This window comes from Arthrobacter sp. YAF34 (assembly GCF_052113245.1).
In the GTDB taxonomy this organism is placed as follows: Bacteria; Actinomycetota; Actinomycetes; order Actinomycetales; family Micrococcaceae; genus Arthrobacter.
Genome location: NZ_JBFRCV010000057.1, coordinates 1 through 383, shown reverse-complemented (window position 1 = coordinate 383; position 383 = coordinate 1). Strand labels below are relative to the sequence as shown.

General features: G+C 63.0%; 1 protein-coding gene. It reads right to left on the bottom strand.

All coding sequences use genetic code 11. The features are described from left to right. Positions 1-5: 5 nt before the first annotated feature. A partial coding sequence (locus tag AB4Y72_RS19745) for an integrase core domain-containing protein (protein ID WP_441427818.1) occupies positions 6-383 on the bottom strand: 378 nt, incomplete at its 5' end.

Genomic DNA, 383 nt, shown 5'->3' with positions numbered 1-383 from the left:
TGTACTCAGCCAGCAGGTTGGTTACATCTGCTGATGGGTGCTCGTCCTCCGAGTGCGCTGTGGTTGCGGCGGTGGTTGTAGAAGTCTAGCCAGCCGGTGAGGGCCTGTGTGCGGTGGTCGCTGGAGTCGTAGGCGTTCTTGTAGGCCCAGCCTTCCTGGAGAGTGCGGTTGAACCGTTCGGCCTTGCCGTTCTGCCAMGGGCTGCGCGGTTTCGTGCGGYGGTGTTTGGCACCCAGATCAGCCATCACTTTGGCGAAGGCGGCGGACCGAATGTAGGCCAGGGCGTTATCGGTCATGACTTCGCTCACGGGTGCACCGTTCGCGGCCATGAACGCTGCGGCGTTGGTCAGGAATTGGGCGCAGGTCCGCCCTTTCTCGTCCGG